Genomic DNA, 12,045 nt, shown 5'->3' on the forward strand with positions numbered 1-12,045 from the left:
TGCACCGCGCGTAAAGATTTCTATCATCAGTAAGGGTGTCATTATGACCAACGCAGTATCGCAACAGCAGGAAGACAAGGACGCGGTGTATGTTGCCTCGTTCGAGCATTTGCGCATGACGGATGTCGAATCCGTCGGCGGCAAGAACGCCTCCCTGGGCGAAATGATCAGCCAGCTGGCGGAAGCCGGCGTGCGCGTGCCCGGTGGCTTTGCCACCACGGCGCAGGCATTCCGCGATTTCCTGTCGTATAGCGCCAACGGCGGCTTGCCGCTGGCCGAACGCATCGCCCAGCGCCTCGAAGGGCTGAACATCGATGACGTGCGCTCGCTGGCGCAAGCCGGTGCCGAGATCCGTCAATGGATCGTGGAAACGCCATTCCAGCCTCGCCTGGCCTTGGAGATCGACCAGTTCTACGCCAAGCTGGTAGCCGATTCCGACACGGAAATGTCGTTTGCCGTGCGTTCCTCGGCCACGGCGGAAGACTTGCCGGACGCGTCTTTTGCTGGTCAGCAAGAAACCTTCCTGAACGTGGTCGGCATCGACAACGTGCTCGACGCCATGAAACAGGTGTTCGCCTCGCTGTACAACGACCGCGCCATCTCGTATCGCGTGCACAAGGGCTTTACGCACGCGGAAGTGGCCTTGTCGGCCGGCGTGCAGCGCATGGTGCGTTCCGATCTGGGCGCGGCTGGCGTGATGTTCACCATCGACACGGAATCGGGCTTCAAGGACGTGGTCTTCGTCACCTCCAGCTATGGCCTGGGCGAAACCGTGGTGCAGGGCGCCGTCAATCCCGACGAATTCTATGTGCACAAACCGATGCTGGAAAAAGGCAAGTCGCCTGTGATCCGCCGCAATATCGGCTCGAAACTGCTGAAAATGGAATTTACGAACGAAGCGAAAGCTGGCCGTTCCGTGAAAACCGTCGACGTGCCCGTCGAAATGCGCAACCGCTACTCGCTGAACGACAGCGAAGTGGTGGAGCTGGCAAAGTACGCCGTCATCATCGAGAACCACTACGGCCGTCCGATGGACATCGAGTGGGGCAAGGATGGCCGCGACGGCAAGCTGTACATCCTGCAAGCGCGTCCTGAAACCGTCAAGTCGCAGCAAAAGGCAACCGACGTGCAGGAACGCTTCAAGCTGAAAAGCACCGGCACCGTGCTGACGTCGGGCCGCGCCATCGGCCAGAAGATCGGCGCCGGCCCTGTGCGCGTGATTCACGACCCGGCCGACATGGAACGCGTGCAGCCAGGCGACGTCCTCGTTGCCGACATGACGGACCCGAACTGGGAACCGGTCATGAAGCGTGCAGCGGCCATCGTCACCAACCGTGGCGGCCGTACTTGCCACGCAGCAATTATTGCGCGTGAACTCGGTGTGCCTGCCGTCGTCGGCTGCGGTAACGCCACCGACGTGCTGAAAGACGGCACCTTTGTCACCGTGGTGTGCTCCGAAGGCGACGAAGGCAAGATCTACGATGGCTTGCTGGAAACGGAAGTGTCGGAAGTGTCGCGCGGCGAATTGCCGAAGCTCGACACCAAGATCATGCTCAACGTGGGCAATCCGCAGCTGGCGTTCGACTTCCAGTCCGTGCCGAATGCCGGCGTGGGCCTGGCGCGCCTGGAATTCATCATCAATAACAATATTGGTGTGCATCCGCGCGCGATCCTGGAATATCCGAACATCGATGCCGACCTGAAAAAGGCCGTGGAATCGGTGGCGCGTGGCCACGCTTCGCCGAAAGCGTTTTACATCGACAAGCTGGCCGAAGGCATCGCCACCATCGCCGCCGCGTTCTGGCCGAAAAAAGTCATCGTGCGCCTGTCCGACTTCAAGTCGAACGAGTACAAGAAGCTGATCGGCGGTTCGCGCTACGAGCCGGACGAGGAAAACCCGATGCTGGGCTTCCGCGGCGCGGCGCGCTACCTGTCGGCCGACTTCTCCGAAGCGTTCAACATGGAATGCGAAGCGATGAAGCGCGTGCGCAATGACATGGGCCTGACGAACGTGGAAATCATGGTGCCATTCGTGCGCACCCTGGGCCAGGCCGAGAAAGTCATCGACCTGCTGGCGAAAAATGGCTTGAAGCGCGGCGAGAACGACTTGCGCGTCATCATGATGTGCGAAGTGCCATCGAACGCCATTCTGGCCGACCAGTTCCTCGACCATTTCGACGGCTTCTCGATCGGTTCGAACGACCTGACCCAGCTGACCCTGGGCCTGGACCGCGATTCCGGCATGGAATTGCTGGCCGCCGACTTCGACGAACGCGATCCAGCCGTCAAAGCACTGCTGTCGCTGGCCATCAAGGCTTGCCTGGCGCGCGGCAAGTACATCGGCATCTGCGGCCAGGGTCCTTCGGATCACCCTGACTTCGCCGTCTGGCTGATGGAGCAGGGCATCGAATCGATGTCCCTGAATCCCGACTCGGTGATCGACACCTGGCAAAAGCTCGCTGCGCTGAAAGCGTAAGCGTCTGCCCTCTGAAAACCCGCTGCCTCACCCGGCAGCGGGTTTTTTTACGTCTGCCATGCGGCGCACGGCAGTATTCGATGGGCTTGCGCCAGATCAGCTAAAATGATTCCACCAATACATTGAAACGGGAGTTCTCATGGCAAGCAAGAAACCGAGCAAAGTTGCAAAGATCGACATCGGCATTTCCGAGGCGGACCGCGCGAAGATCGCGGAAGGCCTGTCCGGCCTGCTGGCCGACAGCTATACCCTGTACCTGATGACGCACAATTTCCACTGGAACGTCAAGGGACCGATGTTCAACACCCTGCACCAGATGTTCATGACGCAATACACGGAGCAGTGGGGCGCGCTGGACCTGATCGCCGAGCGCATCCGCGCCCTCGGCTATCCGGCGCCGGGTACCTACAAGGAATTCGTCAAGCTGGCCTCGATCAAGGAAATCGACGGCGTACCGCCGGCGCTGGACATGGTCAGCCACCTGGTGGCGGCACAGGAAGCGACCGCGCGCACGGCGCGCCGCTTGTTCCCGCTGCTGGAAAAAGCCAATGACCAGCCGACGGCCGACCTGATCACGCAACGCCTCGATTTGCATGAAAAGACGGCGTGGATGCTGCGCAGCCTGCTCGAGGAATAAAGGCCGGGCCGGCGGCTAATTCGCCCTCGGCTATTGACGCCATCAGGAATTGCGTTAGACTGTTTGCATATAGGTGTTTGGCAAGAAGAATATCAGGCAGCACAGCGCATTAAACCCCGTCGCTTATATAGGCTACGGGGTTTTTTATTTTTGGAATCACAAGAGTGGAGGCATCATGGCTGAATGGGTAGGCTGGTTCGTGGCAGCTGGCGCGGTATTGATCCTGGAACTGTTTACGGGCACGTTTTATTTGCTGATGATCGCCATCGGTATCGGTGCTGGAGGACTGGTGGCGCTGGCGGGCGGCAATGGCAGCTGGCAGGCCATGACAGCCGCCATAGTCGGCGTGGCGGCCACGCTGTTATTGCGGCGCAGCCGTTTTGGCAGGGCGGGGCGGCGCGATGCGGCACAGGATCCGAATGTGAACCTGGATATCGGCCAAAGCGTGGCGGTCGCGCATTGGGTCGATGGCGCGGCGCGCGTCATGTATCGCGGCGCCTTGTGGGATGTGGAACTGATTCCCGGCAGCGATACGCAGGCCGGTCATTACACCATACGTGCCGTGCGTGGCAGCCGTTTGATTGTTGGATAACCTGGAGAGTAGATTATGGAAGTAAGCATCGGAAGCATGTCGCTGATCTTGTTATTGCTGGCATTGGTATTTGTCTTCAAGACGGTCAATGTGGTGCCGCAGCAGCATGCCTGGGTGGTGGAGCGCCTGGGCAAGTTCCACGCAGTATTGGGTCCTGGCTTGAATATCGTGGTGCCTTTCGTCGACCGTATCGCTTACAAGCACGTGCTCAAGGAAATTCCACTCGACGTGCCGCCGCAGGTATGTATTACGCGTGACAATACGCAATTGCAGGTCGATGGTATTCTGTATTTTCAGATTACCGACGCCATGCGTGCTTCGTATGGCTCGTCGAACTATATTGCCGCCATTACGCAGTTGGCGCAAACGACCTTGCGTTCGGTGATCGGTAAAATGGAGCTCGACAAGACATTTGAAGAGCGCGACCATATTAATACGGCCATCGTGAATGCGATCGATGAATCGGCGGCGAATTGGGGTGTCAAGGTATTGCGTTATGAAATCAAGGATTTGACGCCGCCCAAGGAGATTCTGCATGCGATGCAGGCGCAGATTACAGCCGAGCGCGAAAAGCGCGCACTGATTGCCGCCTCGGAAGGACGCAAGCAGGAGCAGATCAATATTGCCAGCGGTGAGCGCGAAGCGAACATCGCCCGCTCGGAAGGCGAGAAGCAGGCATCGATCAACCGCGCCGAAGGCCAGGCTACGGCCATCGTCGCGCTGGCGCAAGCCAGTGCCGAAGCGCTGCGCCAGGTGGGCGCCGCCATCCGCGAGCCGGGCGGTGAAGACGCCGTCAACCTGAAAGTCGCCGAACAGTATGTGGGCGCGTTCGCGCAATTGGCGAAAACGAATAACTCGATTATCGTGCCGGCCAATCTGGGTGATATCAGTGGCTTGATCGCCACGGCGATGCAGGTGGTGAAAACGCAGAAGCCGAAAGGCAGCGTGACTATGCCCTGATTACCTGATTACCTGACTTGCTGGGTGAGTAGCAAGCTTGTAGCAAGGTTTTTTCAATACTGCCCGCTGTCTAGCGGGCAGTTTGCATTTGTATCGCCTGTAATATGTGGCGGCAGGGCTGGAGTATCGGCGGCTGAATGAATTACGTTGAAAATATTTTCTTCATGCTATGCTGTGCGCACTTTCAGGATTATGTGTTGTCATGCGGCGTTTATTTCTTTGGTTGGCGTAATCTCTGCCACGGCAGGATGCCGGGTAGCGGTTGCAGGCGATGCACGATTGGCGATAGTATTGGGTCCGTGTATATTTTGAATTGCAATTTATAAGTACTATAAATTGCAATGAAACAGAAAGTACTGCAAAATAAATACAGCCGATGGCGCTGTATTGAATCGCAGCCGCACAAGGCAATGGCGCTTGCGCAGACAGTCCATGCGCGATGCCCGCTCCCCGTGATTGGAGGCTTGCAGTGCTTGAAAGCCAGGGAAGTAGGGGTTTTGGTAAAAGAATTGTAAAAAACCACCAAATCTCAAGAAAAAACACCTCAGTCACGTTACAATTGGATAGAATTTAACTGTTCAGTTATATTTTTCAACTCACACAAGGAAATATCATGGATCTGTCGAACTTATCCCTGTCCGAGCTGCGCACCTTGCAGGACGACATCAAGAAGCAAATGAAGAAACGCGAACAGGATGATCTGTCCAAAGCGCGCGAGCAAATCCTGGCGATTGCTCAGAGCGTCGGCGTTTCCGTAAAAGACCTGGTTGGTACAGGGATTCGCGCTAAAACGGGCACGGTTGCTGTTCGCTATCGCAATCCGGATGATGCGACGCAGCAATGGACTGGCCGTGGCCGTCAACCGAAATGGGTCAAAGAGTGGACCGATTCGGGTAAGTCGCGCGATCTGCTGAAGGTGTAATTCTGAAGGTTTAAAAAACCGTTCATTCGGATGCTTGTCCTGTGAAATGGTACAGGTGTAGTACAAGGCAGCATGCAAGCATCCGGAACTTTGTTGATTCTCTCTCGTTGGCCAGCTCGGTCAAGCTGATTTACCTCGGCTTATCTCCATGGTATTTTTATCAATGCCAGTCTTTTTTCCCGCCTTATCTGATTCCCTCCCTGTTTTAATCCTGCCACGCCGCGATTTTTTTTCCATTTGTTGTAGATAGTGGCAAAATAAAACCCGGCATATAGCCGGGCTTGTTGATACGCTCGCAGCACGCTGCGCGCAGTGCCGGATCAGCGGCGGTGCGACTTCATCGCCGCCTGCACTTCACGCGCGCCGTCGCGGTCGCGCTCGGCTGCCCGCTTGTCGTGCTGCTTCTTGCCCTTGGCTAGGCCGATTTCGCATTTCACGCGGCCACCCTTGTAATGCAGGTTGAGCGGCACCAGCGTATAGCCGGAGCGTTCCACCTTGCCGATCAGTTTATCCATTTCCGTACGGTGCAGCAGCAGCTTGCGCGTGCGTACGGCTTCCGGGTGGATATGGGTGGAGGCGGTCGGCAGGGCGCTGATATGCGCGCCGAACAGGAACAGCTCATCGCCGCGGACGACGACGTAGGCTTCCTTGATTTGTACGCGGGCGTCGCGGATGGCTTTGACTTCCCAGCCTTCCAGTACGATGCCGGCTTCGTAGCGATCCTCGATAAAGTAGTCGTGGAAGGCTTTTCTGTTGTCTGCTATGGTCATGAGATGGTAAATGTGCGCGGGTCGGTTAAACTACTGTCTCGCGCAAGCGCGATCAAATCAAATGTATCCAACATCATAGCAAATGGTTCTTCAATGGCAGTAGTACATAAATCAGTTTTTCTCGGCTATAGCGCCGAACAAATGTTCGCGCTGGTGGCGGCGGTGGAGGATTATCCCAAATTCCTGCCCTGGTGCGGTGCAGTCGAGGTTCGCGAGCGGGGCGAGAACACGGTTGTCGCCAGCGTGGGCATACATTACCACGGCGTGCGCCAAAGCTTCACCACGTCCAACGAGAACGTGCCGCCGACCTCCATCAAGATGAAGCTGGTGGACGGTCCTTTCAAGACCCTCGATGGCGTGTGGACCTTCAAGGCCCTGCGTGAAGATGCCTGCAAAATCGAACTGGACCTGCACTACGAGTTTTCCAGCCGCGTGCTCGAACAGATCATCGGCCCCGTCTTCGGCATGATCGCCAACAGCATGGTCGACTCCTTCTGCAAGCGCGCGGAGACCGTATATGGCTGAGGCCACCATCGAGGTGCAAGTTTGCTACGCCTTGCCCGATAGCAGCTTCCTGCGTTCCCTGAACGTGCCTGCAGGCACCACCATCGAGCAGGCGCTGGCGCAGAGCGGCTTGCTGCAGGCTGTCCCTGGCATCGACCTGGCCATTAATATGGTGGGTATCCATGGCAAGAGAAAGCCGCTCGATGCCGTCTTGCACCAGCATGACCGGGTGGAGGTGTACCGCCCCTTGCAGGCCGACCCGAAAGAGGCGCGCCGACGCCGTGCCAGCGGCAAGCCTGCGACGGGTTGAGCGGGTAGGGCGGCGGCGTGACCGCCGTCTGGCGAGCGCGATCTTTTGCTATGTTCAAATATCTTTTCTATGCTGCAAGGACGGAGGGCGCTTTTTTCTGTATAATCTGCTTTTGCGCCAATAGGAAATGCTATGCGTCTACTTCAAAAAGCACTCACATTCGATGACGTGCTGCTCGTCCCAGCCTACTCCAACGTTCTGCCCGCCGATACGTCCCTCAAAACTCGCCTGACCCGCAATATCACCCTGAATATTCCCTTGCTGTCCGCAGCCATGGATACGGTGACGGAAGCCCGTCTGGCGATCGCGATGGCCCAGGAAGGCGGCATCGGTATCATCCACAAGAATTTGAATCCGAAGGACCAGGCACGTGAAGTGGCCCGTGTAAAACGTTTCGAAGCTGGCGTGCTGCGCGATCCGATCACGATTCCGCCGGACATGAAAATCCGCGACGTGATCGCGCTGACGGAACAATACGGCATCAGCGGTTTCCCTGTCGTCAAGGGCAAGGAAGTGGTCGGTATCATTACCAACCGCGATTTGCGCTTTGAAAAGGAACTCGACGCGGAAGCCTCCGCCAAGATGACCCCGCGCGAAAAACTCGTCGTCGTCAATGAAGATGCTGACACGGCCGAAGCCAAGCGCCTGATGAACAAGCACCGCCTCGAGCGCGTGCTGGTGGTTAACGACGCGTTTGAGCTGCGCGGCCTGATCACCGTCAAGGATATCCAGAAATCGACTTCCCACCCGTTCGCGTCGAAAGACAGCCAGGGCAAGCTGCTGGTCGGCGCTGCCGTCGGCGTCGGTGCCAAGGATGAAGAGCGCATCGACCTGCTGGTCGCTGCTGGCGTCGACGTGCTGGTGGTCGACACGGCCCATGGCCACTCGCAGGGCATCCTGGACCGCGTACGCTGGATCAAGACCAAGTATCCGCAAGTGGAAGTAATTGGTGGCAACATCGCTACCGCCGCCGCCGCCAAGGCGCTGGTGGAATACGGCGCCGATGCGGTCAAGGTCGGCATCGGTCCTGGCTCGATCTGCACCACGCGTATCGTCGCCGGTGTGGGCGTGCCGCAAATCACGGCCATCTCGAACGTCGCCGAAGCACTCGAAGGCACGGGCGTGCCATGTATCGCCGACGGCGGCATCCGCTTCTCGGGCGACATCTCGAAAGCGCTGGCCGCTGGCGCGTCGACCGTCATGATGGGTTCCATGTTTGCCGGTACGGAAGAAGCGCCAGGCGAAGTGATCCTGTATCAGGGCCGCAGCTACAAGTCGTACCGCGGCATGGGCTCGCTGGGCGCGATGTCCGATGGTTCGGCTGACCGTTATTTCCAGGACGCCACCATGAAGGCCGACAAGTTCGTGCCGGAAGGTATCGAAGGCCGCGTGGCCTACAAAGGCAGCGTGCTGGCGATCATCTTCCAGCTGGTGGGCGGCGTGCGTCAATCGATGGGTTACTGCGGTTGCGCCACCATCGACGAACTGCGCGAAAAAGCGGAATTCGTGGAAATCACCTCGGCCGGCATGCGCGAGTCGCATGTCCATGATGTGCAGATCACGAAAGAAGCACCTAACTACCGTTCAGAGTAATTAGCGACAGACCAGACCGGCGCCTAGTGCGCCGGTTTTGTAATGACCTCAGATAAAGTCCCCATCATGCATTCTAAAATCCTCATTCTCGATTTCGGTTCCCAAGTCACCCAGTTGATCGCCCGCCGCGTGCGCGATTCCGGCGTGTTTTCCGAAGTCTTCCCGTATGACGTCAGCGACGAATTCGTGCGCAACTATGGCGCCGCCGGCGTGATCCTGTCGGGCAGCCACAATTCCACGCTGGACGGCGATTCGCCGCGCGCGCCGCAAGCCGTGTTCGAGCTGGGCGTGCCCGTGCTGGGCATCTGCTATGGCATGCAAACCATGGCGGCCCAACTGGGCGGCAAGGTGGAAAACGGCCTGGTACGCGAATTCGGCTACGCCGAAGTGCGCGCCCGCAGCCACACCAAGTTGCTCAACGGTATTGCCGACTTCGTCACCGACGAAGGCCACGGCATGCTGAAAGTGTGGATGAGCCACGGCGACAAAGTGCTGGAAATGCCGCCAGGTTTCAAGCTGATGGGCAACACCCCGAGCTGCCCGATCGCCGCCATGGCTGACGAAGAGCGCCAGTTCTACGGTGTGCAATTCCACCCGGAAGTGACGCACACGGTACAGGGCAAGGCCATGATCGGCCGCTTCGTGCATGAAATCTGCGGCTGTAAATCGGACTGGAACATGCCCGACTACATCAGCGAAGCGGTGGAAAAAATCCGCGCGCAAGTCGGTACCGACGACGTCATCCTGGGCCTGTCCGGCGGCGTCGATTCCTCCGTGGCCGCTGCCCTGATCCACCGTGCCATCGGCGACCAGCTGACCTGCGTCTTCGTCGACCACGGCCTGCTGCGCCTGGACGAAGGCAAGATGGTGATGGACATGTTCGCCAAGAACCTGGGCGTGAAAGTCATCCGCGTCGATGCGGAAGAGCAGTTCATGGGCCACCTGGCCGGTGTCACCGACCCCGAGCAAAAGCGCAAGATCATCGGCCGCGAATTCGTCGAAGTCTTCCAGGTCGAATCGGGCAAGCTGGTCAACGCCAAATGGCTGGCGCAAGGCACGATTTACCCGGACGTCATCGAATCGGCCGGCAAGGGCAAGAAAGGCCAGACCATCAAGAGCCACCACAACGTGGGCGGCTTGCCGGACACCATGAAGCTCAAGTTGCTGGAACCCTTGCGCGAACTGTTCAAGGACGAAGTGCGCAAACTGGGCGTGGCCCTGGGTTTGCCGCATGACATGGTGTACCGACATCCGTTCCCTGGCCCGGGCCTGGGCGTGCGCATCCTCGGCGAAGTCAAGAAAGACTACGCCGACCTGCTGCGCCGCGCCGACGCCATCTTCATCGAAGAACTGCGCAACACGCCGTACGAGCCGGTAGTGGTTCCTGGCTTCGATCAGGACAGCGTGCCGACCAACTGGTACGAAGCAACCAGCCAGGCATTCGCCGTCTTCCTGCCCGTCAAATCGGTGGGCGTGATGGGCGATGGCCGCACCTACGAATACGTGGTGGCCCTGCGTGCCGTGCAGACGCAAGACTTCATGACGGCCCACTGGGCGCACCTGCCGCACAGCCTGCTGGGCAAGGTATCGAACCGCATCATCAATGAAGTGCGCGGCATCAACCGCGTCGTCTACGATATCTCGGGCAAGCCGCCGGCGACCATCGAGTGGGAATAATCTCCCGTCCGGCGGCCTCTGGCACAGCCGGATAGATGAATGAGACCAAGCCCCTGATTTATCAGGGGCTTTTTCTTTTGTGCGCCCAGCATGGGCGCACTCTTGCGGGTGAAAGTCCCGCCGCGAGCTGACCACAGTGAGCGAAGTGAAGCGCAACTGCATGACCGAGCTGTACGGGCTGGAGGTGTCGCCCGATCTCATTTCCACTATCACTGGCGAGGTGATGGACGAGGTCATCGAATGGCAGAACCGGCCGCTCGAACCCATGTATCCACTGGTCTTCTTTGACGCGCTGCGGGTCAAGATACGCGACGAGGGCACCGTCAAGAACAAGGCGGTGTATCTGGCGCTGGGCGTGCGCGCCGACGGCACCAAGGAGATTTTGGGCATCTGGATCGAGCAGACCGAGGGTGCCAAGTTCTGGCTGCGCGTCATGACCGAATTGAAAAACCGTGGCGTCGAGGATGTGCTGATCGCCGTGGTTGACGGCCTGAAAGGCTTCCCGCAGGCCATCAACGCTGTTTTCCCGCAGGCGCAGGTCCAGACCTGCATCGTGCACCTGATCCGCAACAGCCTGGAATTCGTCGGCTGGAAAGAGCGCAAACTGGTCGCCGCCGAACTGAAAAACATCTACCGCGCCACCACCGAGGACGAGGCGCAGCGGGCCCTTGAGGCGTTCGCCAGCGGCCCCTGGGGGCTGAAGTACCCGACCATCACCGCGATCTGGCGGCGCCAGTGGCAAGAGGTGATTCCCTTCTTCGCGTATCCGATGGAAGTGCGCCGGATTATGTACACAACCAACGCCATCGAAAGCCTCAATATGCAAGTGCGTAAGGTCATCAAGAATCGTGGCCACTTTCCTAACGACGAGGCGGCGACAAAACTGATCTGGCTAGCCTTGCGCAACATCGCGAAAAATTGGAAAATGCCAGCCATCACTTGGCGTGCCGCGAAAAACCAATTCGCCATTCTGTTCGCCGAGCGCTTTACGGCGCACCTGTGACCAAGCATTGAAATTAGCTAAATGACTCCGGACACACAAAAATCCTGACACTCCCAACAACGCGTCCGTGAATTGACCCGCCGCACTTGCGGTGGGGCCACGCCGATCAGCACCATCCGCGCCAGCACAGTCTTACTCATCTTTTTCAAAGATGCGGATCTTCGCGCCGCCTTGGTAGTCCTGCAGTTCCGCTTCGCCATCGATGCGTATGTTGCCCTTCAATATCACCTCCACGCTGATATCGACTTTTTCGATGCGAAACGTTTCAATGTCGGTTGGATGCACATCGATTTCCATGGAAATCGAGGCGCCTGGCGCAATCGTGGTGAATTGCGTTTTCAGCGCCGGATTGGCCAGGCCACGGCGGGCGTAGGTGACGGCGCCGGTATCGGTATCGATGAACTTGACGATCGGGCCCGACTTGCGCAGGTAGTCGAGCGGAAAACCGATATCGCGGCTGCCATCGTTGCGGATGGTGACCAGCACGTCGATCGGCTTGCGCTGATAGACGCAGCCAGCGTTGCCCAGGCATTGCAGGGAGATGGAGAGGGGCGCGTGGGTGCTCGTCATGTTGTTTGCCTTCAATGGTAGTGCCATCAGC

General features: G+C 58.3%; 11 protein-coding genes and 1 pseudogene. 10 read left to right on the forward strand and 2 right to left on the reverse strand.

What is annotated here, in order from left to right:
* The first annotated feature begins 43 nt into the window (after positions 1-43).
* The 5 genes from ppsA to CNX70_RS13655 all read left to right on the forward strand — a co-directional run bounded on the left by ppsA (position 44) and on the right by CNX70_RS13655 (position 5,587).
* Positions 44-2,476 carry a phosphoenolpyruvate synthase gene (ppsA, locus tag CNX70_RS13635; RefSeq protein WP_096238444.1) on the forward strand — a complete coding sequence of 811 codons (2,433 nt, stop codon included), beginning with the start codon at positions 44-46 and terminating at the stop codon, positions 2,474-2,476.
* Between the two features lie 139 nt (positions 2,477-2,615).
* Entirely contained in the window at positions 2,616-3,113 is a 498-nt protein-coding gene (locus CNX70_RS13640) for a Dps family protein (protein ID WP_071077742.1), read from the forward strand.
* Positions 3,114-3,288: 175 nt separating this feature from the next.
* Positions 3,289-3,705, forward strand: coding sequence for an NfeD family protein (locus CNX70_RS13645; RefSeq protein WP_096235122.1), 417 nt, complete (start codon positions 3,289-3,291; stop codon positions 3,703-3,705).
* A 15-nt stretch (positions 3,706-3,720) separates the two neighbouring features.
* Positions 3,721-4,665, forward strand: coding sequence for an SPFH domain-containing protein (locus CNX70_RS13650; RefSeq protein WP_096235123.1), 945 nt, complete (start codon positions 3,721-3,723; stop codon positions 4,663-4,665).
* Positions 4,666-5,278: 613 nt separating this feature from the next.
* Complete coding sequence (locus CNX70_RS13655) at positions 5,279-5,587, forward strand: H-NS histone family protein (RefSeq protein WP_071077739.1); 309 nt, start codon at positions 5,279-5,281, stop codon at positions 5,585-5,587.
* A 320-nt stretch (positions 5,588-5,907) separates the two neighbouring features.
* Here the strand turns inward: CNX70_RS13655 and smpB are convergent, their stop codons facing one another.
* Positions 5,908-6,357, reverse strand: coding sequence for an SsrA-binding protein SmpB (smpB, locus tag CNX70_RS13660; RefSeq protein ID WP_034752217.1), 450 nt, complete (start codon positions 6,355-6,357; stop codon positions 5,908-5,910).
* 93 nt (positions 6,358-6,450) lie between these two features.
* Between smpB and CNX70_RS13665 the strand changes: the two genes are divergently transcribed.
* From CNX70_RS13665 to CNX70_RS13685, 5 genes and pseudogenes are all read left to right on the forward strand, one after another.
* Positions 6,451-6,882, forward strand: a complete 432-nt coding sequence (locus CNX70_RS13665) for a type II toxin-antitoxin system RatA family toxin (RefSeq protein ID WP_071077738.1) — start codon at positions 6,451-6,453, stop codon at positions 6,880-6,882.
* Complete coding sequence (locus tag CNX70_RS13670; RefSeq protein WP_096235124.1) at positions 6,875-7,171, forward strand: RnfH family protein; 297 nt, start codon at positions 6,875-6,877, stop codon at positions 7,169-7,171. The genes CNX70_RS13665 and CNX70_RS13670 overlap by 8 nt, the downstream gene beginning before the upstream one ends.
* A 132-nt stretch (positions 7,172-7,303) precedes the next feature.
* The gene (gene guaB / locus CNX70_RS13675) at positions 7,304-8,764 is read left to right on the forward strand and encodes an IMP dehydrogenase (protein WP_071077665.1); all 1,461 of its coding nucleotides are present in this window, start codon (positions 7,304-7,306) and stop codon (positions 8,762-8,764) included.
* Positions 8,765-8,830: 66 nt separating this feature from the next.
* Positions 8,831-10,441 carry a glutamine-hydrolyzing GMP synthase gene (gene guaA / locus CNX70_RS13680; protein ID WP_071077664.1) on the forward strand — a complete coding sequence of 537 codons (1,611 nt, stop codon included), beginning with the start codon at positions 8,831-8,833 and terminating at the stop codon, positions 10,439-10,441.
* Between the two features lie 133 nt (positions 10,442-10,574).
* Positions 10,575-11,444, forward strand: a pseudogene (locus CNX70_RS13685) (IS256 family transposase); the annotation flags it as partial.
* Between the two features lie 132 nt (positions 11,445-11,576).
* Here the strand turns inward: CNX70_RS13685 and CNX70_RS13690 are convergent.
* The gene (locus CNX70_RS13690) at positions 11,577-12,014 is read right to left on the reverse strand and encodes a hypothetical protein (RefSeq protein WP_096235125.1); all 438 of its coding nucleotides are present in this window, start codon (positions 12,012-12,014) and stop codon (positions 11,577-11,579) included.
* Between the last annotated feature and the right edge of the window lie 31 nt (positions 12,015-12,045).

The sequence above is a fragment of the Janthinobacterium svalbardense genome (genome assembly GCF_002327145.1).
Classification (GTDB): Bacteria; Pseudomonadota; Gammaproteobacteria; order Burkholderiales; family Burkholderiaceae_D; genus Janthinobacterium; species Janthinobacterium tructae.

Bases quoted from the DNA above. Each gene is read 5' to 3' on its own strand.
- smpB (WP_034752217.1), bottom strand. From the start codon at position 6,357: ATGACCATAGCAGACAACAGAAAAGCCTTCCACGACTACTTTATCGAG.
- CNX70_RS13650 (WP_096235123.1), top strand. From the start codon at position 3,721: ATGGAAGTAAGCATCGGAAGCATGTCGCTGATCTTGTTATTGCTGGCA.
- ppsA (WP_096238444.1), top strand. From the start codon at position 44: ATGACCAACGCAGTATCGCAACAGCAGGAAGACAAGGACGCGGTGTAT.
- CNX70_RS13640 (WP_071077742.1), top strand. From the start codon at position 2,616: ATGGCAAGCAAGAAACCGAGCAAAGTTGCAAAGATCGACATCGGCATT.
- CNX70_RS13655 (WP_071077739.1), top strand. From the start codon at position 5,279: ATGGATCTGTCGAACTTATCCCTGTCCGAGCTGCGCACCTTGCAGGAC.
- CNX70_RS13690 (WP_096235125.1), bottom strand. From the start codon at position 12,014: ATGACGAGCACCCACGCGCCCCTCTCCATCTCCCTGCAATGCCTGGGC.
- CNX70_RS13645 (WP_096235122.1), top strand. From the start codon at position 3,289: ATGGCTGAATGGGTAGGCTGGTTCGTGGCAGCTGGCGCGGTATTGATC.
- CNX70_RS13670 (WP_096235124.1), top strand. From the start codon at position 6,875: ATGGCTGAGGCCACCATCGAGGTGCAAGTTTGCTACGCCTTGCCCGAT.
- guaA (WP_071077664.1), top strand. From the start codon at position 8,831: ATGCATTCTAAAATCCTCATTCTCGATTTCGGTTCCCAAGTCACCCAG.
- CNX70_RS13665 (WP_071077738.1), top strand. From the start codon at position 6,451: ATGGCAGTAGTACATAAATCAGTTTTTCTCGGCTATAGCGCCGAACAA.
- guaB (WP_071077665.1), top strand. From the start codon at position 7,304: ATGCGTCTACTTCAAAAAGCACTCACATTCGATGACGTGCTGCTCGTC.